The organism is Robertmurraya kyonggiensis (genome assembly GCF_005116465.1).
Taxonomy (GTDB): domain Bacteria; phylum Bacillota; class Bacilli; order Bacillales; family Cytobacillaceae; genus Robertmurraya; species Robertmurraya kyonggiensis.
Window position 1 is genome coordinate 1,340,114 of record NZ_SWBM01000001.1, and the last position, 25,750, is coordinate 1,365,863.

Annotated in this window: 18 protein-coding genes and 1 pseudogene; 8 read left to right on the forward strand and 11 right to left on the reverse strand. The window is 34.3% G+C overall.

Annotation, left to right across the window (positions count from 1 at the left end; translation table 11 throughout):
• From FA727_RS06860 to FA727_RS06880, 5 genes are all read left to right on the forward strand, one after another.
• A complete protein-coding gene (locus FA727_RS06860; RefSeq protein ID WP_136830165.1) occupies positions 1-414 on the forward strand; it encodes a CoA-binding protein in 414 nt (137 codons plus the stop codon).
• A 454-nt stretch (positions 415-868) separates the two neighbouring features.
• On the forward strand, positions 869-2,848 hold the full coding sequence (gene parE, locus FA727_RS06865; protein ID WP_136830166.1) for a DNA topoisomerase IV subunit B: 1,980 nt from the start codon (positions 869-871) through the stop codon (positions 2,846-2,848).
• Positions 2,845-5,286, forward strand: a complete 2,442-nt coding sequence (gene parC / locus FA727_RS06870; protein ID WP_136830167.1) for a DNA topoisomerase IV subunit A — start codon at positions 2,845-2,847, stop codon at positions 5,284-5,286. The genes parE and parC overlap by 4 nt, the downstream gene beginning before the upstream one ends.
• 101 nt (positions 5,287-5,387) lie before the next feature.
• Complete coding sequence (locus FA727_RS06875) at positions 5,388-6,164, forward strand: YybI family spore inner coat protein (RefSeq protein ID WP_136830168.1); 777 nt, start codon at positions 5,388-5,390, stop codon at positions 6,162-6,164.
• 79 nt (positions 6,165-6,243) lie between these two features.
• Complete coding sequence (locus tag FA727_RS06880; protein WP_136830169.1) at positions 6,244-6,723, forward strand: staygreen family protein; 480 nt, start codon at positions 6,244-6,246, stop codon at positions 6,721-6,723.
• A gap of 138 nt (positions 6,724-6,861) precedes the next feature.
• On the opposite strand, the gene FA727_RS24895 is transcribed toward FA727_RS06880, so the two are convergent.
• A complete protein-coding gene (locus FA727_RS24895) occupies positions 6,862-6,987 on the reverse strand; it encodes a hypothetical protein (protein ID WP_281280857.1) in 126 nt (41 codons plus the stop codon).
• 141 nt (positions 6,988-7,128) lie between these two features.
• Here FA727_RS24895 and FA727_RS24000 point away from each other — a divergent pair, with 141 nt between their 5' ends.
• Complete coding sequence (locus FA727_RS24000) at positions 7,129-7,290, forward strand: hypothetical protein (protein WP_158318806.1); 162 nt, start codon at positions 7,129-7,131, stop codon at positions 7,288-7,290.
• A 60-nt stretch (positions 7,291-7,350) separates the two neighbouring features.
• On the opposite strand, the gene FA727_RS06885 is transcribed toward FA727_RS24000, so the two are convergent.
• The 6 genes from FA727_RS06885 to FA727_RS06910 all read right to left on the reverse strand — a co-directional run bounded on the left by FA727_RS06885 (position 7,351) and on the right by FA727_RS06910 (position 19,147).
• Positions 7,351-8,151 (reverse strand): HAD family hydrolase, encoded by an 801-nt coding sequence (locus FA727_RS06885; RefSeq protein ID WP_136830170.1) that lies wholly within the window; start codon positions 8,149-8,151, stop codon positions 7,351-7,353.
• A 130-nt stretch (positions 8,152-8,281) separates the two neighbouring features.
• The gene (locus FA727_RS06890) at positions 8,282-9,838 is read right to left on the reverse strand and encodes a S8 family peptidase (RefSeq protein ID WP_136830171.1); all 1,557 of its coding nucleotides are present in this window, start codon (positions 9,836-9,838) and stop codon (positions 8,282-8,284) included.
• 1,132 nt (positions 9,839-10,970) lie between these two features.
• A complete protein-coding gene (locus tag FA727_RS06895) occupies positions 10,971-12,323 on the reverse strand; it encodes a TIGR02679 domain-containing protein (RefSeq protein ID WP_158318807.1) in 1,353 nt (450 codons plus the stop codon).
• Positions 12,277-16,440, reverse strand: a complete 4,164-nt coding sequence (locus FA727_RS06900) for a TIGR02680 family protein (protein WP_136830173.1) — start codon at positions 16,438-16,440, stop codon at positions 12,277-12,279. The genes FA727_RS06895 and FA727_RS06900 overlap by 47 nt, the downstream gene beginning before the upstream one ends.
• 18 nt (positions 16,441-16,458) lie before the next feature.
• Positions 16,459-17,640: a TIGR02678 family protein gene (locus tag FA727_RS06905; RefSeq protein WP_158318808.1), complete on the reverse strand. Its 1,182-nt coding sequence runs from the start codon at positions 17,638-17,640 to the stop codon at positions 16,459-16,461.
• 1 nt (position 17,641) lies between these two features.
• Positions 17,642-19,147 carry a TIGR02677 family protein gene (locus FA727_RS06910; protein ID WP_158318809.1) on the reverse strand — a complete coding sequence of 502 codons (1,506 nt, stop codon included), beginning with the start codon at positions 19,145-19,147 and terminating at the stop codon, positions 17,642-17,644.
• Positions 19,148-19,509: 362 nt separating this feature from the next.
• On the opposite strand from FA727_RS06910, the pseudogene FA727_RS06915 reads away from it, so the two are divergent.
• Positions 19,510-20,629: pseudogene (locus FA727_RS06915) on the forward strand (IS3 family transposase).
• Positions 20,630-20,984: 355 nt separating this feature from the next.
• On the opposite strand, the gene FA727_RS06920 reads toward FA727_RS06915, so the two are convergent.
• From FA727_RS06920 to FA727_RS06930, 3 genes are all read right to left on the reverse strand, one after another.
• Positions 20,985-21,617: a TnsB C-terminal domain-containing protein gene (locus FA727_RS06920; protein WP_136830176.1), complete on the reverse strand. Its 633-nt coding sequence runs from the start codon at positions 21,615-21,617 to the stop codon at positions 20,985-20,987.
• 110 nt (positions 21,618-21,727) lie between these two features.
• The gene (locus FA727_RS06925) at positions 21,728-22,174 is read right to left on the reverse strand and encodes a helix-turn-helix domain-containing protein (RefSeq protein WP_136830177.1); all 447 of its coding nucleotides are present in this window, start codon (positions 22,172-22,174) and stop codon (positions 21,728-21,730) included.
• A 236-nt stretch (positions 22,175-22,410) separates the two neighbouring features.
• Complete coding sequence (locus FA727_RS06930; protein ID WP_136830178.1) at positions 22,411-22,806, reverse strand: hypothetical protein; 396 nt, start codon at positions 22,804-22,806, stop codon at positions 22,411-22,413.
• A gap of 467 nt (positions 22,807-23,273) precedes the next feature.
• Here FA727_RS06930 and FA727_RS06935 point away from each other — a divergent pair, with 467 nt between their 5' ends.
• A complete protein-coding gene (locus FA727_RS06935) occupies positions 23,274-23,537 on the forward strand; it encodes a hypothetical protein (RefSeq protein WP_136830179.1) in 264 nt (87 codons plus the stop codon).
• Positions 23,538-23,670: 133 nt separating this feature from the next.
• Here the strand turns inward: FA727_RS06935 and FA727_RS06940 are convergent, their stop codons facing one another.
• Positions 23,671-25,749 carry a UvrD-helicase domain-containing protein gene (locus FA727_RS06940; protein WP_136830180.1) on the reverse strand — a complete coding sequence of 693 codons (2,079 nt, stop codon included), beginning with the start codon at positions 25,747-25,749 and terminating at the stop codon, positions 23,671-23,673.
• Position 25,750 lies beyond the last annotated feature (1 nt).

Consider the following 25,750-nt stretch of genomic DNA (forward strand, 5'->3'; position numbering starts at 1 on the left):
ATGTCGATCGAAATTCCAAGTCGTGAAGAGCTAGGAAAAATTTTGAAAAGAGTAAAACGTATTGCGGTTGTTGGCTTAAGCGGGAATCCTGATAAAACATCTTACATGGTTTCAAAAGCGATGCAGGATGCAGGCTATGAAATCATCCCCGTTAATCCGACAGTGGACGAAGTACTAGGCGTAAAAGCGGTAAAAAGCTTAAAGGAAATTGAAGGACATATTGATGTTGTCAATGTCTTCCGTCGTCCAGAACACCTTATGGATGTGGCTAAAGAATTTGCTGATATTGATGCTGAAATTTTCTGGGCACAGCAAGGAATCATCAACGAAGAGGCTTATGAATTTCTAAAAGATAAAGGATATACAGTCGTTATGGACCGTTGTATCAAAGTGGAACACGCCTTAACAAAATAGTAATTACCAACTAACTGCCGGGTCATCTCGGCAGTTTTCATTTAGAAAAAAGCCTTGGTGAATCAATGCCTTTGAAAGCTATTTTTCAATTAACTATTTGCTAAATCATTATATTTATATAAAATAAGGCATAGACATGTATTTTTGTAAGGGTTTAGCAGTAATCGAAATTAGGAAAAAACTAGTATATTTCACCATCGAGCATGCTCACCCTCATAGATTTCAATAAATTTTTAAATCAAAAAACCTTTAAGTATGATAAGATGATCTTAAGGAACACTCGTTCTAATAGTGAAAATACCTAATACATAAAGGGTTTTCGAATCTTTTGCAGAATAAAAGAGTGGATTCGAAAAATATTATCCAAACAGACAGAAATAACGTAGGCTAGAAATGTATTGATCCTGGGAACGATTCATTCCCGTGGTTTGCAGTAGATGAAAGGGGTATATAAGTGGCAAGTAATCAACAAACCTTTGAATATAACGATGATGCCATACAAGTACTAGAGGGTCTCGAAGCTGTACGTAAGCGTCCCGGAATGTACATTGGCAGTACAGACTCACGTGGTCTTCATCATTTAGTATATGAAATCGTAGATAACTCCGTGGATGAGGCTTTGGCTGGACACGGCGATCACATCATTGTCAAAATACACAAAGACAATTCAATCTCAGTTCAAGACAAAGGACGCGGGATGCCTACAGGTATGCATAAGCTTGGTAAGCCCACTCCTGAGGTGATCTTAACAGTCCTTCATGCTGGAGGAAAATTCGGCCAGGGCGGCTATAAAACAAGTGGTGGTTTGCACGGAGTTGGTGCATCCGTTGTTAACGCACTATCCGAATGGCTTGTTGTAAAGATTAAGCGCGATGGTTTCGTTTATGAACAACGATTTGAAAACGGTGGAGTACCAGTTACTACACTAGAAAAAGTCGGAAAAACGAACCAAACTGGTACAACCATTCATTTCAAACCAGATAGAACGATTTTCTCAACAACAACGTATAACTATGAAACATTGTGTGAACGTTTAAGAGAATCTGCCTTTCTATTAAAAGGAATGAGAATCGAAATCATTGATGAGCGCAACGACTTCCGTGAAGAATTCCATTATGAAAATGGAATTGAAGCCTTCGTTCAATATCTGAATGAAGAAAAAGATGTGCTTCATCCTGTTATCAGCTTTGAAGGTTCATCTAGTGGAATTGAAGTTGATTTCGCGTTCCAATTCAATGACGGCTACTCTGAGAACGTTTTATCATTCGTTAACAACGTCCGTACAAAAGACGGGGGAACGCACGAAGCTGGTGCGAAAACCGCGATGACCCGTGCGTTTAATGAATACGCTCGTAAGATTAACCTTTTAAAAGAAAAGGATAAGAACTTAGACGGTTCTGATATACGTGAAGGGTTTGCCGCCATCATTTCCGTACGTGTTCCTGAAGAATTACTCCAATTCGAAGGACAAACAAAAGGAAAACTCGGAACAAGTGAAGCGCGTTCTGCAGTTGATTCTGTTGTTTCTGAGCATTTATCATACTTTTTTGAAGAGAACCCAGATATTAGTTCTCTTTTAATTAAAAAGGCAATTAAAGCTTTCCAAGCTCGTGAAGCGGCACGTAAAGCTCGTGAAGAAGCACGAAGCGGGAAGAAAAGAAAGAAATCAGAAGCGGTTTTATCTGGAAAGCTAACACCTGCCCAATCACGCAACCCACAGCGTAATGAAATATACCTCGTTGAGGGTGATTCAGCCGGTGGGTCAGCGAAGCAAGGACGTGACCGTAAGTTCCAGGCCGTACTTCCTTTACGTGGTAAGGTTATTAATACTGAAAAGGCAAAGCTAGAAGATATTTTCAAAAACGAAGAAATCAATACGATTATCTACACAATTGGAGCTGGAGTTGGTGCTGATTTCAATGTAGAGGATTGTAATTATGATAAAGTCGTCATCATGACCGATGCCGATACAGACGGAGCACATATTCAAGTCTTACTTTTAACCTTCTTCTATCGCTATATGAAGCCGCTGATTGAAGCTGGAAAAGTGTATATCGCTCTTCCACCGCTTTATAAAGTAAGTAAGGGAACTGGAAAAAAGGAAGTCATCGAATATGCTTGGAGCGACGATCAACTTTCTGATGCGGTTAAGAAGATCGGCAAAGGCTACATTATTCAACGTTACAAAGGATTAGGGGAAATGAATGCGGATCAGCTTTGGGATACTACAATGAACCCAGAGACTCGTACTTTAATTCGTGTACGAATTGATGATGCTGCTAGAGCTGAGAGACGCGTAACGACGTTAATGGGTGATAAGGTTGAGCCTCGTCGAAAGTGGATAGAATCTAATGTCGCGTTCGGTCTTGAAGAAGATGGAAGTATTTTGGAAAATGAAAATATTATCGTTGAAGAGGAGGTTACTGAAGCATGAGTTCAGTAGAAAACATCCGTGACCTCCCGTTAGAAGATGTAATTGGGGATCGATTTGGTCGTTATAGTAAATATATTATTCAGGATCGTGCTTTACCGGATGCTCGTGATGGATTAAAACCGGTACAGCGCAGAATCCTGTATGCGATGCATGTGGAAGGCAATACCCAAGAAAAAGGTTTCCGTAAGTCAGCAAAAACAGTCGGAAACGTTATTGGTAACTACCATCCACATGGTGATAGCTCTGTGTATGAAGCAATGGTAAGGATGAGTCAGGATTGGAAGGTCCGCAATGTTCTCGTTGAAATGCATGGGAATAACGGGAGTATTGACGGGGATCCGCCTGCAGCGATGCGTTATACAGAGGCACGATTATCCTCTATTGCATCAGAATTGCTACGAGACATCGATAAAAGAACGGTTGACTTAGTACCTAACTTTGATGATACAGCGAATGAGCCAACTGTTTTACCAGCGATGTATCCGAACCTATTGGTAAATGGTTCAACAGGAATTTCTGCTGGGTATGCAACTGATATTCCACCACATAACCTTGCTGAGATTATCGATGGGGTTATCATGCGAATGGACAATCCATCTACAACTGTCGATGATCTTATGACGGTCATTAAGGGACCTGATTTCCCAACTGGCGCGATTATCCAAGGTGTAGATGGAATCAAGAAAGCATACGAAACAGGTAAAGGAAAATTCATCATTCGAGGAAAAGCTGAGATTGAAAACACTCGAGGTGGTAAACAGCAAATTGTTATTACCGAAATTCCTTACGAAGTGAATAAAGCCAATCTCGTAAAAAGAATTGATGAGTTTCGTCTAGACCGCAAAGTCGAGGGCATTTCAGAAGTTCGTGATGAAACCGATCGTACTGGGCTTCGCGTTGTTATCGATTTGAAAAAAGAAGCCGATGCAAGCGGCGTGCTCATGTACCTTTATAAAAATAGCGATCTTCAAGTGACTTACAGCTTCAATATGGTCGCAATTCACAACAGACGTCCAGAACTAATGGGCTTAATTGGACTGTTAGATGCTTATATTGAGCATCAAAAAGAAGTAGTCACTAGAAGAACACAATTTGACCTTCAAAAAGCAAAAGACCGCCAGCATATTGTTGAAGGTCTCATGAAGGCACTTTCGATTTTAGATCAAGTCATTGCAACAATCCGCGCATCAAAAGATAAGCGTAACGCGAAGGATAATTTAATTGCAAAATTCCAATTTTCTGAAGCTCAAGCTGAAGCGATTGTTTCCTTGCAGTTATACCGTTTAACAAATACCGATATTACTGCGTTACAAGAAGAAGCTGAAGAGCTTGCGAAAAAAGTTGAAGAATATACAGCCATTTTAGCAAGTGAAAATAAGCTTTTATCCGTCATTAAGAAAGAGCTTAAGGATGTCAGAAAACGTTTTGCTGATGCGAGACGTACCCAAATTGAAGCTGAAATTGAAGAAATCAAAATCAATTTAGAAGTTTTAATTGCAAGTGAGGATGTTATCGTTTCCGTTACTAAGGAAGGTTATGTGAAACGTACAAGCACTCGTTCCTATGCTGCCTCTAATGGACAGGATTTCGGGATGAAGGACTCAGACCGCTTGCTTGCTCAATTAGAGGTAAATACGACAGAAGTGGTCTTGTTATTCACGAATAAGGGTAATTATTTATACTGCCCAGTTCATGAGCTTCCAGATATTCGTTGGAAAGACCTTGGTCAGCATATCGCGAATATCGTGCCAATCGACCGTGATGAGACGATTATCAAAGCACTTCCTGTTAAAGATTTTGAAAAAGACTCATTCCTTCTATTTGTCACAAAACAGGGCATGGTTAAGAAAACCGAATTAAAGCATTACAAAGCGCAAAGATACTCGAAACCGCTTGTAGGAATAAATTTAAAGGGCTCAGACGAAGTTATTGATGTCCATGAAACAGATGGAAAGAAAGAGATCTTCTTAACGAGTCATTTAGGTTATGGATTACGTTTCCTTGAAGAAGAAGTTAGCATCGTGGGTGCTCGTGCTGCTGGTGTTAAGGGAATGAACCTGAAGGATGGCGACTACGTTACTAGTGGAAGCGTGATTCAGGATTCAAAGGATGAAAGTATCGTTATCGTCACACAGCGTGGCTCAATCAAGAGAATGAAGCTTGCAGAATTCGAGTTAACAAGTCGAGCAAAACGCGGTGTCGTGATGCTGAGAGAGCTTAAATCGAATCCACACCGAGTAGCAGGTGCAACACTTGCAAGGGATGAAGATGAAATCTTTGTCCAGTCTGAAAAAGGACAAATTGAAAGTATCAAAGCTTCCGAGTTAAGATTTAACGATCGCTATACAAATGGTTCATTCATTATGGATGAAACAGATAGTGGAAAAGTTATTTTACTTTGGAAAGTGGAATCGACTGTAAAGGACAATGTCGAATAAATAATAAGAATTCCCTGCTAAAAACAGCAGGGGATTTTTTTGCATCTTTTACCAAAAACTGGACATAATAAGCGTAATCGTGAAAGAGGGAGGACCTAAGCATGAAAAAGGAATTGTTTTTTCTCGTTTCCGCATTCTTTTTTATGTCCATGACTGCGATTACAGTAGTGTACGCAGTAGAGGAAGAAGCCAAAGAAAAATCGGAGATTATTGCAGAATCAGATGTTGATGTATCAGGGGACGGTGTAGCTGAAAATATCGTTGTTAAAGGTAGCATATTAGAAGAGAATGAATCTCTTTATAAAAACGTCACCATTCATCTGTCAGACCCAAATGGTCAAAAACAGAAAATAGCTTTAGAGGATGGATTTAAGCCAAAATTGACATTCCGTGACTTGAATCAAGATGGTGTAAAAGACATATATGTGGCCATACCTACACATGGTAGTGGCGGAGTATCCAATTATTATTTATATACGGCTAAGGACTTTCAGATTACAGATTTAACTGTACCAGACCCACTAGTTATCCAAAGTCAATTTTTAAACGGATATAAGGCAAAGATTACAATTGAAGACAATAATAAAACTCATAAATTCAATTTAAAAAATCGCGCAGAGGAATATGAGAATTCTGGGCTTTATTTTCAAGGAAAAATGAACGAACCAACTGAACTGATGATTCATGCTTACAGTAAGTTAGAACCTGTAAAAGTAAGGGGGAAGAAGGTAGGTTTAAGAGGGACGCAGCAAATTAGCGGGGCATATAATGCTGATCTAATAGGTAAAATCGAATCAACCTGGATATATCAAAACGGAAAATGGGAGTTACTCCGGACGAAGGTTTTTGAAACTTCTGATGAAAAAGGAAAAGAATGAATAGGCACATGTCACCCTTTGCTAATTTTTAACATACAATACGGTAGTAAATACTTCATCATTTAGGGGGACACCTTCTATGAGCAAGTTCATTCCTTCTAACCTCAGTGTGAAATTCTTACCGCCAGCCACCCCTTATAAGCCCGTTGATGAAAGAAAATATACAATGACTCATTCTGATGAGACAGGGGAATTATTTCTAACGATTGGCTATTGCTACGATGAAAGTGCCATTAATGCAAATTTTCGGGGTGAAGTTCTAGCAGAATGGATACCACGTATGGGTCAGTATATTCTAAGTGGAAAAGTACATGTATGCGGTGGGGAATATGACGAGCAATATGCCAAAATCCGCTTTATGATCTTTCAAAAAGAGTTGAGTTTAGCCTTAACCTCAATTGTCTATGGAGATAGAGGGCTTTATCAGTATTACCCTTGGTTGCTTGATTCACCAATCTATATCCAATTTGAGTCAAGATACCCGTTATATCATCAATTGTTGTATTATGGAACACCACGACAATACTTAACGGCAGCTTTACAAGAATCGGTTTCTTAACACAGGAAAATCCTGTGTTTTTTGTTTGCAGTTGAAGGGTGGAGAATGTATTAACCATAATATGATTATGTTAACTAATTTATAAGAAAGTGATTTTAAAAAGGCAGAAGAGTTTATATCTGCCTTCTTAGATTAGTGTTATTTCCTTTTTTGGCTCTTTAACTTGTTCATTTCAAGTTCAGCAGCATATTCCTCTTGTGTTTTTCCTTGTTTTTGACTTTCTGATTGAATTTTCCTGAACTTATTATCGTTTAGATTAGGCATGTTAACACCTCCTTATGAACAATGATATTTTGTACCAAGAAAAGAGGATTATGCCTTTACGCAATTTGAATTTATAAATGAATTGGCGAATTTTCGGGAAATGTAATGAGGTAGGCGATACTCATACTAGGAGGTTACACAATGAAAGATAAGAAAACAGAAGCCGAATACGCAAATCTAAAGATTAATCAAATACTTAATGACGAAAACGAAACTAATACACTAGATGAAGAACCACTAATCAATAACAATAACATTGCGCTTGTCATTAAAGGGCAAGACAACGGACCAAACGAAGAATGAAATCTCTTTTTAAAATTAAAAAAGCTAGGGATATTTAACGTCCCTAGCTTTTTGTGTATCTTATGAAAGGCCAATTAAATGGCGAACGGCATGAGCAAATCCATTTTCATCATTGCTTTTCGTAATAATATCAGCTTCTTTTTGAACGTCAGCTGGAGCATTGCTCATAGCAACAGCAGTCGTAGCTACCTTAAACTGTTCCACATCATTTCCACCATCACCAAAAGCATAAATCTCATCGAACTTTGTGTCCGTTAATTTCTGATAGCGAAGAAGGGCGGTACCTTTATTTGCTTCAATAGAAGTAAATTCCACATTATTTGGGTGAGAGGAAGCCATTGATATTTCTAATTTACCTTCAATTGCTTCTTTCACCTGTTGAATTTTTTCTAATTGGTCGTGACGAGAGACCGCCATAACTTTATAAATTTTCAGATCTTCTTTTGCAAAAATTTGATCGTAGTCATATCCAGCAAAAATTTGTTCAATTTCATCATCACTTTTACCACGTAGCAATGGATTTCTACAAGGAAATCCACCTTGGTTGGTATAAACCATTACCCATAAACCAAGTTTTTGCAAAATCGGAAATAGCTCTTTATACAGCGATACTGGGATCGAAGCTTCAAATAATACATCTTTATTTTTGGAATACAAGACTGTACCGTTAATCGTAATAATAGGTGTATCAAGTTGCTTAATCGCGTCAAATTGAATAACATCTTCAAGCGCTCTGCCTGTATTGATTATGATGCTGTGTCCTTGAGCTTTTAATTCCTCAAGAACCTTGAAGTTTTCCTCAGGGATTTCACTGTTTGAGTTTAATAGTGTACCGTCTAAATCAATCGAGAAGCATTTCATTATGTTAATTCCTTTCTGTATTAGCTACTGCTAACTATACCAAAGATAGTGAAAATGATAAACTATGCTCCTTTATAAAAATAAATGGCTGATTCGCTTAGAAAATAACGAATCAGCCAGAAACCACACACTATTTGATGCGTATTGTTTTAGAAGAATACGCAGTATTGTAGTTTGAGCTAGATGTTGCAGTAGACAATTTATAATAGCCTTTTGTTGTGTATTTATTGGTTGCCATCTTGTAAGATGCTTGTCCTTTGGAGTTCGTTTTTACTGTTACAACTTTTGCTTTCCCTTTAGGTGGGGTAATCGTTAATTTAACGGTGCTGTTTGCAAGAGCTTTCTTTGTTCCTTTGTCTACAACTTTTACGGATACCTCGACCGTTTTCCCAACTTTATAGCTTGAAGCATTAGTAGAGATAGTTGAGACCATATTTTTCTTAATTGGCGGCTTTACCTCTTGCTTTTTTGGAACTATTTTAATGGGTTGTGGCGCTGGTTGTTTAACTAGCTGCTGCGTATTATCAATTTGCGTTTTTACTTCTGTTTTTGCCGGAACATCGACAACTTTTTCTTGTTGTGCAGAATTGACGATTACAGGAGCTTTTACAAGCCCATAACCGAAATATGAATCCTTTCCAGCGACACCTAAATCTTGGGTGGATGCAATTAAATTTGTACGCAGCTGAATATTTGTATAGGTCGGATTCGCTTGTTTCAATAGTGCTAGTGTTCCAGCAACATATGGTGTAGCCATTGAAGTTCCAGACATACTTACATAACTGTTGTTCAAGTAAGTGCTCATAACTTTCACACCTGGTGCAGATACTTCAACTGAATTACCTGTAGCCGAAAATCTACCGCGCTGATTTAAGTAATCAGTAGCAGAGACTGCAATCACAGACTCATAACGTGCCGGATATTCAACGGTATCTCCAGTTCCATCTGTGTTTCCGTGGTTACCTGCAGCTGCTACGACTAATAATCCTTGATTATAGGCATTATCAACAGCTTGATGTAATGCGAAAGAATCCATAGTGGCAGTTAGGCTTAAATTAATAATATCCATCTTATTGCTGATCGCCCAATCGATTCCCTTGATGATATCGGAAAGGTAGCCAGAACCTGTTTTATCTAAAACTTTTACCGCATAAATATCTGCATCTGGCGCTACACCGACCGTACCGATTTCATTTTTTTCAGCACCAATAATCCCAGCGACATGAGTACCGTGGCCGTTATCATCAGTATAGGAATTTGTATAGGAAGTAAATGAGATACCACCAGAAACTACAAGGTCCTCATGTGTGGCTATACCAGTGTCTAATACTGCAATTGTCACACCTTTACCGGTGAGTTGTGAATTCCACGCAGCTGGAGCTTCTATTTGATTAATTCCCCAATCAGGATTCTGTCCTTTAATCGAAACGCGCTGATCAACTTCGACAGCTAATACATCTTTGTCACGTTCAAGAATTTCAATGGCAGCCTCGGGAATTTCTCCAGTTACAACTGGTAGGCTGTTAAATTCTTCTTCAATTTCACCATTAACGTTTTCAACGGCTTTCTGGTCAATTTCATCTTTAAATACAATGATCACGTATTCTTTATTTATATCAGCATGAACCGGTGGGCTCATAGAAATTAAAAGCGAAGTTAAAATTAGGAAGGATAATAATTTCTTCATTTATCTGCCTCCAAGAAGAGTATTAACGAGATATATAGATAAATATAGAGAGTAATTGCAGAATTTAATAGAGGTATGTATTGGGAAAATAGAAGGGAGGAGGCACGTTAAAATTTGCTATATAAAATGTTCTTTGTATTAGATCTATAACCAGTATATTTGCTTTGAAATTATTAAACTAAAGTAAACTGGAATTCTTTACTGAATAACAACGAGCTTTAAGATTAAGAGCTGCACAGAAATAATAAAGTCGATGCTCTGGTATTAACAAAGATACGAAACGTTAAGTAAACCGGAATTCTTTGCCGAATATCTAATAAGTGCAATTTTAGAAAATGAAAATAAGTAAAACGAAAAAGGTTTATGTGAAAACTAGAATTCATTTTACTGAGTAATAACTAAAGGAATTGTAAGTTATGAAGGTTTGATGGAAATCCTTAAAATTTTTAGTTTTGTCTCACTATCTTAAGTATACTTTGGTATTGAGACGTGGATTGTCTCTTTTTATTCAATTACTCATAATGTATATTATGTAAACTAAGAAAAATGAATTTTATAAGAGGAGCTTAAATTAACTCTCCCCTTGTTGACGGATGTCCGTTGAAGCAAAAGTGTATACATTAGGGAACCAAAAGTGTATACATAAGTGACTTTCTTATAAATATTCCTACTCCCTATCAATTGATTGAAGCAAAAATGATACATAAGTAACGGGATTATAAAAACAAAAATGTATACATAACATACAGAATAACCATTAATAATTAGACCTAAATTAAAATTGGAAAATCTTTTGCCTTAATTTGATCACTAAATCTTTATAAAATAGTTTTAAAGTGATTTTTTATAAAGATTGGATGTGTTAATTTGCTAGAGAATCAAAATAACCCCTATCAACCATTATTCCCTTGGTATATAGAAGAATATTTTATTAAAAGGGAACTATCAGAAAAAACAAAGAATATTTATAAGGGAGAATTTATCTTCTTTTTTAATTGGTTATCTTCAAAAAAATTATGTAACAATTACGTCAAATTTATATTTTACGTAATAAAGGATTTTCAAAAAAATAATACCTCTCAGATTTGATGTATTATTTTTTTATAAACTACAACGGGATATAATTAGCTTTTTATTTTTCCTTAATATTTTCCAAGAGTTTTGTTAAGATATTTTCTTGGTAACCAGCTAATTTATAACGTTTCATTTCATACGCTATCTCCATAAGAGTATTGTGCTTAATCATACTGTTTAACTGTTGTATTCTACTATCACTAATTTCTTCTTCAGACAATGCAGACAGATAATTTTGAACGGTATAACCCCATAAATTCACCTTTTCACCAAATCGATTTATTAATCTCTGTGCAATACCTAATCCTTCTGGATCAAAATCGCCTGCATAACAAATAGTTCCTCCATTACTAACAAAGACTTCTAAGAACTTAATAGTTGCTAAAGTTAACATACCATTCCCACAAACAATTGAGGTATTAAGTTTTTTATTTATTACTTCACTTATTAAATATGAAGCTAAATTTGAGTTTTCAACCATATATATAATGTTGTTAGCAGCTACTACTTCACTTAACTTTATCACCTCTCTTAACGGTAGATTAAGAGAGGATTTTTGCGAAACAGTTGCTTGTAACAAATCATTTAATTGTCCATCTTTATTTCTACCTGACACATTAAAAACAGTAACATCATTCGCAAGATCATCCACTAGAATATGATAATTAAACAGCAATTCTGCTACCTCTTCAGCATTTAAGGACGGCTTCATCGCAACATCAGTATTCAATTGAGTTAACAATTGTAATATATATATGAGAAACTTCCCTTTTTCTTCATCTTTATCAAACGCATGAGGATTTCTTGTTACAGCTGCTGCAAACATTGGTAAATATACAGGCGTTTCCAGAGGGAACATTCTCAATAACTTTGAAACTGTTTGCAAGTTATTACTCAGCAACTCCTTATTTTGCTTATACTGTTGGTATAATCGATTATTCTTATTCTCTTCCTCTTCTGCCCAACAAATAATTCTTCTCAAATCCTCAGGATGATCTTCAGTCTTATAAGAATTAAAGAACATTTTTCTTTCATCAAGAAAATTTAATATTTCTTCCTTTTTTGTAATCAAGGAGTCTCCAAAATATAACTCTACAAGCTCAAATAAAGACATTGAATATATTAAAGATTCATATACCGTCCCCTTCCACGCCTTAAGGAATTTAATCGCAGTCACTTTGATAACTTTTTTCTTATTTAAATCCTCTCCTAATAAGCCACCAATTGCATCTTTCTCTAACTGTGTAGGCTTGTTAAGTTCAGCAGTTATATTGTTTTCTAATCGACCATAACTCTTGTATTTCTCTCTAAAAGAGGAAAACAGGCGTTCAAAGCCCGTTTCCTCTCTTAAAGTATTGATAAAATTATTCAACTGGTTCGAGTGTTGCTGCTGATTCTCTTTCTTGAGCAAACCATTCATCCCCTATTCTTTCTCGTTTATGACCGTTCCAGTAATACGATTGTATCGCAACAAATGGACGATTATCCGGCCTAGAGAGTTCATATATATTTAATGACGGAACTGTTTCGAATGTTCCCCATAAAGATTGAGAGTTTAAGATGTAGTTAAAACCAAGTTTATAGATATAATCAAACATGATTTTTATATTTTCATCATCCACTCTTGCAAAGGCTTCATCAAGAGTGAAAATTCTCGGAGCATCCTCTCTACCTTCAGAATACTTAGCGTAAAGAGCTGCCAAGACAGGTGTTACCATCGCAAGAACTCTTTGACCACCACTTAACTCACCATAGGTATTTCTGTTCAATGGTTTCTCTTTGTCACCTTTTTTAGTGAAGTAAATTTGGAATTCAAACCAACTACGGTAATCCAACACTTTTTTCATTATCTCCTGGAGTGTCATTTCTCCATCTTTTGCAAATCTATCTTTTGCATACTCAATCTTCGTTCTAAAATGCTTCGCAATCTTGTCAATATCTACCCATCGACTATCTTTCTTTAGAGCATCGACCAGGGCGCGCGTATCCATTTCATCCTCTTTGTTAGGATCAGCTTTTTTAGGAACCCATCTAATTCTGAATTTAATGATGTTTTCATGTTCCATATAGTTGTTCATCTCTTTTTCCCAACGCTCTACATATTGTATCTTCTTTCTAATTTCAGCCCCTAAAGAGTTGATTAGGATATCTTGATATAATCTTCTATCCTTTTCATGAGCCTCTTCTTCTAAATCAGCTATTCTCTTCGTTAACCTTTCTACAGCAACACCAGGAGACACTCTCACTTCATCAACTTCTAATGTAACAACATCTCGCGTCATTTGCTCTTTCACATAGTTTAACCTCTCGATAATAGCAGGATTTTCACTTACCCATACAGGAACGTACTCAGACGCTCTGTTTTCCAACTCTAACTCATAAATAGGGAGTTCAGTAAGTTCATCCATGAATCTCCTAGATAATTTTCTCTTAGCTTCTCCAATATTTGCTCTTCCTTTATCTAAGCGATGCCCAGACTTACTTAATACGAATTGCGCTTTCTCTTCTATAGTATTAAGTGTTTCATCGATAGGATAAATACCTAGCAATAACTGTTCTTTAAACGCTTTTTCCCACGCAACGCTTAACATTTCTTCTAAAGGAATTTGATTATCCCTTTTACTTTGTACTCTCTTCTCTTCATCTTTAATATCTTTATCTAATAGAACCTCACTCTTAGTTAGATTTTCTATCTTTTCAGGAAGAGTTTTATTAATCAATATAGACAACTCTTGAACTCTATTTAATATCTCTTTGTCACCTAAGTTTTCTAGTTGCTCAACTAAAATCTTTATTCTGTTAATGACCTTTTCCATAGCCAACTCTACATCTACCATATCAGAATGACTTTCATCTCTAACTCGTTCTTGCAGAGCCACTTGACCTACATAAGATGAAATACTTTCTTTGAAATAATGAATTTCTTTATAGTTTGACTCCAATTTAACCAGAGCAGAAAAGTATTCATTGATGTTGGATAATTCATTTTTATATGTTTCTAAATCTAACTTTAAATTTGAATAATTAACTGCTTTTTGAATCATCGCCTTTAATTGTTTCATACTTTCTTCCAAGGCAGCAATTTTATTCGACAACTCATCTCTTTGAGGAAATAATACTAAGCTAATTTTCTCTTGTTGCTGACGAATATCCTTCAAATAACCCTCTAAATCATTAATAAGAGGAAATGCATGGAAATCAATTGCAGTATCTTGAAGTTGCTTATCTAGTGTTTCTTTATTTAATACCAAAGAACCAAAATGATTACATTTATCGATTTCTTGTTGAATAGCCTGTATCTTTTTTTGGCGGTACACTTCTCTTGCAGATTTACCAATAAACACATTTTCATCGTATAAAGAAGACAACCCCATAACAAAGCTATTTTTAAAACTACCATTATCTAACACAAACCCATCTTCGTGAAACTCAAAAGAAATTCCTCGCAGCAACACTTCTAATCTCGGATCAGCACTAATTAATACTTCCGAAAGATTATGCTGTTTTTCTGAACCGTAAGTAAGTACCGTTGTGATTTCGGAAGCCACTTCAACTTCTTCTTTAGCAACTATTACCGATGACAAGATTCCCGATTCATACAACGCATTTTGTATCATTACTTGTTGTTCAGTACCTACACCACTCTTAAATTCGAACGCCTCATAGAATGGTATGTATTCAATTCCTTTTCCACTCAGTACAGCCCAACTATCTCTCTTATTAATTACAAAGTCAGGCTCTATTTCTGGTGTTTCAATAAGTTTCTTAAGTTCTTGATCCAACTTTAATACTGCATCTTTTTCCATACTTATTTTATGGTCAACAAGCATCAATTCTCTTTTAATTTCATTGCATATTCCCTCGTAATGCTCGATAAGAGGGTTAAGATATTCTTCTTTTGATACTTCTTCGTATACATCTTCTAGATTCATTAACAATTTATCCTCTAAGTCATTGGAAACCTGGAGGTTTAAGGATGCCAACTTCCAAGAAACAATATTTTCGCGTAATTGAGTCAATCTATTCTCGTATTGTTCTTGAGTGTCATCAATTTTCTTTTGACATTCATCAATTAGCATTCTTATGGTGCCAAGAGAATTTTCATAGATGCCTTTTTCACCATTTAACCTTTCAACTTCTTCCAATTGAATTTTAGTTTTTTCAACTAGACTTTTGTATTCCTCAACCGATTGTCTCCAAGAAACAAACGAATAATCACTATTATTCTGATTGCTATCGTAATGTTCAAAAAAAGGAAGGTGTTTTTCGAATTCCATCAATTCAGCAAGTGATCGTATATCCTCCAAGTTATCATCATGTTCTAATTGAACCTTCGTTAACTTAAACTCTTGTTCTCCTACTATTCGCTGATACTTATTAAACAATCGAATAGCTTCTTCCTTCTTAGCAGTAAGATTTACTAATCTATTTTCAAGGTCAAGAAGATTATTTTCTTGCTCTTCCTTTCTACTTCTCAAGGACTCAATCTCTTCTACACCTAGATTTGCTTTTTCCTCTATACGAACTTGGATTTCATCCCTAGTTTTTCTAATATCAATTCTTACTTGAGCTAATTTTTCTTTATTTTTTTGTAGTTGATTTTCTAAATCCCTTACTTCTCTTTTGGTACTCTCAAGTTGCTTTGAAGCCTTCAAGAAAGCATCAGCCTTCTCAGCAAACACGATTTCATTATATGATTGATATACATCATTTAAAGCACTTATTCTCTTTAAATCTCTTTTATATCCAACCAAATCCTTTTCGATACGGTCAATCGATTCAATCGAAGACATAAGGGGACGCAACTCTTCCTCTGTTAATTGAGGCAAAGATTCATTCAGAACTACAGCTGCACCCTCGGGTTTGTTCTGGTCACTCAACTTTGGACTTCTAGCTTGATGCAACAAGTCAATTAGACCACTATAACTTTCATCATCAAAACCGAATAAATGCTTGTTTACCGCCTTAGCGTATTCATCTCGATGATTGTAGACTTTTCCACACTTTAAACGATTCTCGATTTCGTCTCTTAACTCTTTCTCAGTAAGCGCTATCGTTTGCTCATGCCCTTCAACCAACTCTTTTGAATAAAGCCTTAGGTTATGAGCTTCTTCGCCAATTCTTTTCCCATCTACTACAAAATACCAAATTGTAGACTTCTTCTTCTCCCTATTAGCTTCAATCCCCATACCAATAGTCTTAGTAATACCAGAACGCTTTTTAAATTCTAAAGCTATGTATCCCGTCCTATGCTTAAGATTTAATAACTGTTCTTCGCCCAACACAGTATCTGTAATTTTTCGCTCTTTTCCTCCAAAAGGATCTAGCTTATGAGGTCTTGTATCCCCATCCAATAAAACAGTAATTAAGCTTTGAGTAGTTACTGATTTACCACTACCGTTATGCCCTCTCAATACCGCACAACCATCTTTGAATATTAACTCCTGATTCGGGTAATACCAGAAGTTGTAAAGCACAGCACGATACATAAACCATCGATCAACTTTATTGTCCACCATTAAACTCATTGTCTATATCCCCTTTGATTAGTAATCTCCTATAATTCTAAATAACCCTTCTTTTATTACATAGACTTCATCTTCAACCACATCAAAAAGAGCCCATTTTTTCATTTCAGCAATGATTTCTTCTCTAAGATCATCTACACTTTGTTTCTTAGCTACTTTCGTCCAGTTAAGCCTATTCCTTTGCTTAATATCCGAAACCAAATTAGTTATCTCAGTGAAAGAAAGTTCAATTTGATTGGATTTGTTTAATGGATAGGCAAATCTCGAATCATATAAATAACTAGCAAACTGAAGAATTAGTTTACATGTCATATTTTCAGAAGGAAATAGATTTTGACCGCCTGCCGAAACATCATTTGTAAGCATGGATACAGTTTTGTATCTTTCATATGACAAATCACTATATCTATAAAAATGATTTTCGATAGCTGGATAATAATTTTTAACATACTCCAGTTCATCAAATCCTAGTTCATTGTGATACACAATCGGCTCAAGGAATAAACGACGATAATAGCGATGTTTTCTATCAACCATTTCGAAATTCTCTTGTTCAAGGTAATTCATGAAATCTTTTAAGGAGTTCCAAGAGGTTACATCCTCTCTAAAATAACGCATGAAAAAAGAACAATACGGTGTTCTTCTAAGAAGAACGTCATGGTCATCATTTCCTGAATAATCATCAATTTCTTGGTCATCAACTATTATTAGTTTCATCTTAACTGCATATTTTAACACTCTCACCAAGGACAATCGATTCGTGTATCCTGACCCGCCCTTCCATTCTAAGGCACCGTCCTCTTGCACTTGTAGATATTCAACAATGTACTGTAACGTAAACTGTTGGTCGATGTTCTTGCTTTCAAGGTAAGCTAATAAGTAGAAAAAGAAGCAAAAATCCATTTGCCTTTTAAATACACTGGTACCATTCACTACTTTTTCACCCATCCAGGACCTAGCCACTACAGGTACTTTCTCAAGCTTGATAACATCATTATTAGTAATTAATCGAAACAAGAAGTTTTCTCTAAAATATTTTTTTATTTCCACTTCATTGTCTTTAATTTTGTAGAATAAAGTCTCATCAACGTCTCTCAAAACCCAAAACCTGTTTAATAATTCATCTATACACTCTTTCACTACAGGCTTTACTTTGAATTTTTTATCGTACTCTAACTCTTCTTCCAAATATAAACTCATATTACACCTCAAACTCAAATACATAATCAGGCATTTCTAATGTCCCATCTACGCAATGCATTTTTATTGAACTAGCACTTTTTTTCGATATTCGGTAGTTAACACCTTGTTCGGTCTTACCTTTCATTTCTTTTCTTCCATTACAATATTGAATCCACTGTAATATATTCGAACGCATAAACGGCTCCACATTTCTTAACTCGGATAAGGTAACCTTCCCCCTACTTATGAGTTCTAATACCATACTTTCTTCATAGCGTTTTGTGTCCTCTATCTTTTTCAGCTCTTCTAAATCTTCTTGTGACATCTTTACAGAAACTTGCTTCTTCACCCTTTGGGTTACCACATCTCTAGCCGTTTTTAACCCTATCATTTCGGGTATATGTTCATACAAAGGCTCTTCTGGATTTACTTCACGCTTTTTATCGGAGTTAAAATATAGAGGCTTTTCTACATTTGTCATAGCTCCAAAACTCTTTTTACATAATTCGAAATCATTCTCTTCCTTAAACAACCTAGCAATGTGTTCAAAGTCTTTTTTTCTATTTTTCACTAATCTATTACGCTCACTAATTTGCTCTAAATACTTAGTAAACCTACTGATAGTATCACTTGTCTGTTTAAGTAGATAATCAACGTATCTTTCATTAAATTCATCATATACAAACCATTTTCTTAAACCATTCCATTGATTAAAGAATATCTCTCTATATTCTTCGTCAGAGAGTGGCTCATCCAAAGTGGGTTTGTCTTTTTGAATCTGAATCAACCTAGCAATAACTTTCTCTAGTAGAGAGCGGTTAATCTCTCTGATTGAAACTTCGATACCATATATATTTCTTTGAATAGACATAATGAAATCAGTAAGGTAATCCGTAAATCTTCTTCTGAATACCGAAACCTCTTTGTTTTGCATTGCTTCATCAATATTTTTGCTATTTATAACTCCTAGATAATCCGAAGAGTCTCTTCTTAGCTTTTCGAAACCTTCTAGGATTTGGTCCCACAATTGGCCTATCCGTACCCCATCTTCTATCGTAAATATATCTTTTACCTTAAATCTTTCTAGTTCCAGCAACAAAGCAGCCAAAGAGTTCACAAGTTCAGGATCCATTGAGCCATTCACTTTACTTATTTGACTGTTCATTCTCTCTAACATACGTTCAAGCTCTATGGTTTCCTCGGTGCATTCATACCTTAATTTCCTCTTATTAAAATCCTCAATCCTAGTTGCATGCCCGGTATCAGGATGCGCAAGGACATTACCCCATTCCTCTAACCTCTTTAAATCATCTTCTAGTTTTGCGAGATTATAATTCTCAAATAAACCAATTGAATCATTTTTCAGGATATTCTCTAGGATTGCAGTCGGCAATGCAGGAGGTGCATAGTAAACCACACGCTGTTCATATAAATAATTAATGATGGCAATGTAATGTTGATAATTACCCTCAGACAAATATTTAGCTAGAGTTAGTGGCTTAATTAACCTTTGTTCTATGTTCACTAATATTCACACTCTTTTCTAATAATAGCTTTAATTAAAAGAATAAATCGGTTTTATTTATGAATTTAAATTAGGTCTTTCACCTAAATTAATAATTATAATATATATAAAATTTTACCATTTTACTTATGTTTACATAAGGATAATTAACTATTAGATGTAACAAATTGTAAATCTTACTGATCAAGTAATAGTTGGGAATATTTTTAAATATACCCGCTCCTTGTTCCGCAATTAATATGGGATTAGAATCTTAATCACAAACTACCACCGCCTTACATAAAAAAATATGATGCTAGTATGGATGTATGGACACAAGTTACTTAAGTCTCTATCATAAGATTGGAGAGGACGTGTCCGGAATGAAACAGAAGCGTTATAACCAAGAATTTAAACAGACCATTGTAGAGCTCTACAGAACTGGTACATCTGTGAGTGTTCTTAGTCGCGAGTATGGTGTATCTGAAGTTACGATTTATAAATGGGTCAAAGCACTTACACCTATTGAAAATAGCGGTGGTTTAACACCGACAGAAATTGCAGAAATTCAAAAGGAAAATCCACGCCTTCAACAGGAGGTAGAGATATTAAAAAAGGCTATGACCATATTTGCGAGAAAGTAACAGAGCAAGACATCATCAACCACACTGAAAAGGAGAAAGAAAACGATCCTATTCAAGTCATGTGTGAGGTGCAAAATGTGATAAGAAGTACGTATTACAGTCATTCCATAAAGTGAAATCTTCGTACGTCATCGAAAACGAAGCTATTTTAGCACGCATAAAAATCATTCATGCAGAAAGTAATGTTCGCTATGGTGCACCTAAGATTCATTATATTTTAACGCAAGAAGGATTTAGGGCTAGCTTGAATCGTGTTCAGCGAATCATGAAAAAGTATCGCCCAACTTCTTCTACTGGGCAAGTCGAATAACGTGAAAACTTATTGGAACAGGACTTTGAAACGACCACCATTAATTAGAAATGGGTTGGGGATATTACGTATATTAATACTCTAAGAGTCGGTTGGTGTTACTTAGCTTCGGTCCTAGATTTGCACAGGAAGAAAATCGTAGGCTATTCATTTTCAACATCAATGTCGACAGAACTTGTTCTGCAAGTTTTAGCGAACGCCATCGACGTCCAACAACCAATCGAAAACTTGATTTTGCATACCGATTTAGGCAGCCAATACACGAGTGAAGCCTTTGAAAAAGCTTTGAAGGAAGCTAAAATCCAACAATCATTTAGTCGCAAAGGCTGTCCGTATGATAATACTTGCATCGATTCCTTTCCTGCGATATTAAAAAAAGAAGAAGTCTATCAAACTACTTATATGGACTTTGAAACAGCACGACTGGCCCTCTTTAGCTACATTGAATCATGGATTGAATCATGGTATAACCGAAGACGAATTCATGGAGCCATCAATTATTTAACGCCACAGCAATTAGAGGATTGGTGCCGTAAAGAAGCAGCTTGATTAGAAGATATCGTTTGGCTTTGCGCTTTAAACCCTACTATATATTTTTTGAAACGACATCCATGGGTTGTATTTCCTGTGTTCTGCGAAACCAGTCAAGTGTGAATTTTCACTTGACTGGTTTCGCAGAACACAGGACGCTCCATGAATGGATGCCGTTCTGAAAAAAGACTTAACATATTGGTGTCCAAGATATTGACGTAGATCCATTTATCTATTTTAAAAGAAAGGTTATTCTGTAAATATTTCAGCTGAATGACAGTTTAGTATGCTAAGAACAATTAGAAAGGATTAGCAACTGAACGGATTTTTGCTTATCCTTTTCTTGTTGAGACTTAATAGTGAATATTTTTAGTCAATAGTAGGTATAGTAAGTATTGCTTCCAGTAGTACTTGTTACCCTATGAAAACCGGTCTCTTCTAGTGTGTGAAATAATTTTTCTATAACAGGACCTGTATTAACATGACATCCTACTAATTTTTTCATTACATTGTCTACACTTCTAGCAACATTTTCCATTGCATTATCAAATGAAATTTCATCCCAAACAGCATATGCTGTTTCAGGTATCCTTTCAGAAGCAAAACCGCCACCATTTGATATCCTCAATCCTGGAATAGTTACCTTTTTAGCTGTCCAAGGCATTATTGCATTTCGTAAACAAACCATCACATCCGCAGCTGAATATTCTTTATCTAAGACTAAGTTAAAACCTAAAATTACTCTTGTAGCTACATCTACAACCATTAACAGCCATATTCTATTTATTACATCTACAACTTCATCACCTTCGATAGTTGTGTACTTGAAGGCAATTTTGATATCAAGTTTATGACCATCAAATTCAACGCGTTCAAATGGCCTTACAAGTATTGTATTTTGATTACTGACTCCTGAATCGTTATATAATACTTCAGCATCTGCTCCAAAGTTTTTCACTGCTAAACCAGGATTAGCTACCTTTAGTTCCTTGATGTATCTATACAAGGATCTTTTTCCATAATCGTCTGAATTGAATGGATAATCCCCCTTTTCGGGAATTTTCCCCTCCTCTTTACATACCTTTATAAATTCAAAATGAATGTCCGTTCCTCATTTTACTGGTTGAGAGGGCGTGCTTTTTTTTTATTAAATACTAAGTTATGAATTTGGGTTTTAATATTTGGATAAATATCAAGCAATCTCATAAAGGCACCTGTTAATTTTTCCGTAACCTCATCAAATCCGTTTATATTTGCTTGCCTTGTATATGGTTTAATTCTGTATCGCGGAATCAGTGCTTTATAGCCGTATACACTATTATTTTCATCTTCAGAAATACACCGTTTAAGTAGTCTATAAAGATCAGTATGATTAATTCCACATGTCTCACAGATCTCTTCTATTGTTTTCTCACCATCTAAATACATATCAATAACATCTTTTCTTTTTAAAAAAGTATTTCTTTTTTTAGGCTCTAAGCTATCCTCGTGAACTGTGGGCCACTTTGAACGGTCAAGTTTCTCTTTATCTATGTTGATGTCAGAAAATAAATACCTATTCATTTTTCAATTTCATCTATATTCAAATCAACATGACCAATATAATATAGATAAAATATAGATAAAATATAGATAAAATATAGATTTAAAAAATGTGAATCTTTCAATTGAATCAAGATTACTAAATAGTTCACAAAGTGTCTGTTTCTCTTCAATTATTTGGGATTTTACTTTAAATATGTCAAGTTCACTGAGGTTGTTAAACTCTTTTATGTAGGGGAGTATTGTTTTTAAGTTTTTTAACTTTGGTTGGATTCTAATGTCGTGTTCTGTAAAAATACGGTGGCTGAAATTATTTTCCTTAAACCATTTTTTTGAATTTTTATTTTTCGTTGTTTTATTTGAGAGGTTTTCAATGTTTTATCATAGACAACCTCTCTAAATTCCTCGTGTCCATCTCTCCATTTAATCCACATGTCAAATGTAGACTCATATACTCTATTTTCAACTAATCCTCTTACCTTTCTAGGTTTCTCACAAAATTCTAAAACATCTGGATCAGTTTCAACTAGTATCCAATTTTCGTATTCCAATTCACTATAAAAGTAAACGTCCCTTCCGATTTTGTGACTATTACAGTTCCATAAATTACTTCGACGTTGTACATTTTTACCTAGGATAATTGGTTTATACATAATTCACCTCCATTATCAATTATTACCACACATTTTTTAATATACAGAATAAATAGAATATTTATAAATAAATTAAAAATAATGCAATATTTATAAATATTTTGTTACATTTTATCGAATTAATTCAAGATGCTTTTTTTACTCGACTTATGTAGAAAATAGAAAAACATGGTTAGTATAACTAACCATTGGAATACCTAATAGTGTTTTAGATTATTTGAAATTTCACCCATTTTTTCTCAACAATGATCTATAAGGGAATTTGTAATTTTTCTGAAAGGTCATAAATATTTTATATAAAGGTAATTTTAATGTTAAAACGTGGAAACGTAGGGGCTTTAAATACTTTAAGGAATATTTATATAATTTTCAAAATGAAATTAAATTAAAGACTAAAATTGTATCGTGGCCTTGTGAGATATATTTTGTCTTAATTTATTTATTATAAAATGAAGGGAGTTAGAAAAATGAAACAGCCAAAAATAAAAATATTTGGCCAAATATATAAGGTTATTCAAATTGAGTTTGATAAAAAAAACGGAAAAATTGATAAAATTGTATACCAGGTAAGTATTAACCAATACAAAACGGTATTTAGAAGTAACGAGATGATAACTAAATCATTAACTTCAAACTATAAAATAAATGAACCAACAATTCATCCTTATTATAGTTATGCTTATGCACCAGATTTAGAGTCTTTACTTGTCAAAAATACCTTTAAAAAGTAATATTAAAAAAGTTAGTGTTCAACATATTAAATGAATAACTTTCTGGATGCTATAAAACCGCTCACAATCGGATATGAGCGGCCAATAAAACATGCAAGAAAACTGATAAGTAATATTGTTAAATTATACAAGGTTAAATTGAGGACCTATCTTCACAATTGTACGAATATATTTGTCCAAATATATTTTCAATTCCACTTTCAAAATTTGAAATTTCATCTATATAAAATACTCTTAAATTCTTAATTGCTCTAGAACAGGAAACATACAGCAGATTTTTCACTTTCTCAAATAAATCTTTTTCTGCTCCTTGTAATAAACTTGGATCGGATAAATTCTTAAAGAAAAAACTAAAGTAATCCCTAGTTTTTCCAAAAGCATTCTCCATAATTATTATAACATTTTCAAACTCACGACCCTTTGTACCGTGATAAGTATGATAATTTATATTCTGCTCTTGTTTATCTATAATAAACTTATACCACAATTCATACTCATCCATCTCAATATCTAATAACTTTTGTATTATTTCATTTGCATAATCAATATTTTCATCAGTAATATCATTAAATAACTTTTCTAAAAGAAAATTTTTAAAAATTTCACATGAAGTAATCTTATAACCAAATGTCAAATCCATTATTTTTTCATAGATTTCATTGTTAACACTTGTATAGTACGCTGATATTGAGGTTATATATTCACCTAGTGTTTTACCCTTATTTTGTTTTAATAAATTTATTAACTTCCTTAAATCTTCTATATTTAATTTATCGGACAAGCTTTTTTTAGACAATATCTCAAGCACAGGTGTCTTATTATTCAATATATTATTATGTAGTTTTATAATACTAAATAATAATTTAGGGACCTCACCTAACTTTGACAAATCATTATTCAATAATTCTGTATTAAGTTGATTATAGTTAATACCTTTGTATTTACCAGTCTCTTTAAAAGCTTCATATATATTCTTAAAGCCGCTATATTCTGCTACGACCTTATTTGTTAAGACTAGACAATGAAGTTTATTTGCTGAAGAAATGTTCCATTCATGTACGTACTTATTTATAAAGTCCCTAACATTTTCTTGAGCTCCTTTATAGAACTTTATGCTTCCCCCTCCACAATCATTATAAATTGAGACTTGTTTGATGTTATCGTTTCTAATCTGATTAATAACACTAATAACTTCTTTTGTTGATCTTCTATTAAACTCCTTATTTATCGGTTTTAATCCAATGTGAATATCGTTTATTTTACTTCCTACACCGTCATCATAAATATTTTGAGCGGTATCACCAAAGTAACCTATAAAAAGTTTATGTCCAATTTTCTTTGCGTAATTATCTAAGGAACTCATTATTGACACAATTTTTTCATTTGTATCCTGATACTCATCAATAAAAACAAAAGGGTATTTATCAATAACTATTTGTTTTAAAGTGTCATATTTTTCAATTATTCTTTGACCATATTCTAATAAGGTATCATGACTAATTTTCATATTATGTAGTTGATCATTATTATAGTTAGAAGTGTAATCTACAAATTTATATTCTTTTTTATTTAAATTGATATTTTCTAAACAAACCAGATTTCTTTCTAATTTGTATATAGTATTTACTATTTTTCTAAAATTACTAACGTTTTTAAGAATTTCTGGAAAATCTTCTAAAAATGGTTGAAAGGCCATTTTTAAATCTGCTGCTCTAACATTATAATTTTGATAAAATAATTCTTTATTCTCGAACATTATCCTTTTAAATTTTTCTTTTTTTGCATCATCTAATTCTTGGTATTTTTCAAATTCCTTATTAGTTATAATATTTTTTTGTAAAATTGAAATTTCTTCTTTCAATTTCTCCTTATGAATCTCCACTAATTCTTTTTGATATTGTTTAATAAGTCCCCAAATTCTTTCGTGAATTGTTGAAACTAATACTATGTCAGAGTTACCTAATCTCTCTTTGACCTCTTTAGTTGCAACATTAGTATATGTAATACAAATAATTTGTTGATTATGTTTCTTTAAACTCCTCCCATAATTTCTTATTACATACTTTAAACTCTCAATAAGAGAATATGTTTTACCAGCGCCTGCGCCAGAATTAAATATGATACTTTCACTATTCTCTATAGAATTATAAATACTAATTAATGATTGCATTTCCTTTTCTCTATTTGACGGAGATATTATTGATAAACTCATC